We start from the raw sequence: 1,051 nt of genomic DNA, 5'->3' as shown, positions 1-1,051 counted from the left end.
TAGAGCGGTTCATGTTTTGACGGAAGCATATCCTGCATTTGTGAGATAGTTGGCGCATTCGTCGGGCAGGATTGTTTCGACCAGTCTGCCGATGTGACGCCAGGTGTCATCGATGGTGCGCTTTTGTGCATGCCTCATCCAATGCTTGATCTTCGAAAAAGCCTGCTCGATCGGATTGAGGTCGGGCGAATAGGGTGGCAGGAACCAGAGCCGTGCACCAGCGGCTTTGATCGCTTGACGAATAGCCGCCGACTTGTGGCTACCGAGATTGTCCATGATGACGATGTCGCCAGGCTTGAGAACAGGGACCAACTGCTGTTCGACATAGGCGCGAAAACACTGGCCGTTGATCGGCCCGTCGAAGACGCAAGGCGCTGTCAGCCGGTCGCTCCTCAACGCACCGAGGAATGTCAGGGTGCGCCAGTGACCGTGCGGCGCAAACGCCCGCAGACGCCGGCCCCTTGGTCCCCAGCCCCTGATGGGTGTCATGTTGGTTTTGATCCAGGTCTCATCGATGAAGACCAGCCGCGCCGGATCGAGATGGTGTTGCAATACTTTCCATCGCTCTCGCCTGCGGGCGATATCGGCACGGGCCTGCTCAACGGCGAACAGCGTTTTTTTTGAAGCGTAGTCCTTCGCGGCGGATGAACTCCCAGATCGTATTGTGGGAGACGGCCATGCCTCGTGATGCCAGTTCGGCCTTCAGACCATGCAGCGTCAGGTGCGGGTTCTGTTCGAGCCGCTCGGCAATGAAGCTGCGATGAGGCTCCAAAATCCGTTTGCGATGGCCACCCATCTTGCCGGGCTGGACCGATCCGGTCGCCCTGTGTCGCTGCGACCACTTCACCACCGAAGAGACGGCAACGTCGAACCGCGCAGCCACTGCACGACTACTCTCGCCGTTCGAAACGGCTGCAACAACACGCTCACGAAGATCATTCGATAACGGTGCGGTCATGAGATGCCGGCCTCCATCCAACCAGTATCAGTGAATCAGAACAAAGCCGATTTGGGAATCCGGTATGATTCTGAAAAATGCGGAAACGCTCTA

General features: G+C 57.6%; 1 protein-coding gene. It reads right to left on the bottom strand.

Annotation, left to right across the window (positions count from 1 at the left end):
• Nucleotides 1–9 precede the first annotated feature (9 nt).
• A protein-coding gene (locus C5J22_RS30865) for an IS630 family transposase (RefSeq protein WP_105441385.1) occupies nt 10–958 on the bottom strand; the annotation gives its coding sequence in 2 pieces (ribosomal slippage) (nt 10–621 and nt 623–958; 948 coding nt in all).
• Nucleotides 959–1,051: the final 93 nt, after the last annotated feature.

Source organism: Neorhizobium sp. T25_13, from assembly GCF_002968675.1.
Taxonomy (GTDB): Bacteria; Pseudomonadota; Alphaproteobacteria; order Rhizobiales; family Rhizobiaceae; genus Neorhizobium; species Neorhizobium tomejilense.
The sequence above is the reverse complement of the archived record's forward strand: the minus strand, read 5'-3'. Positions and strand labels throughout refer to the sequence as shown.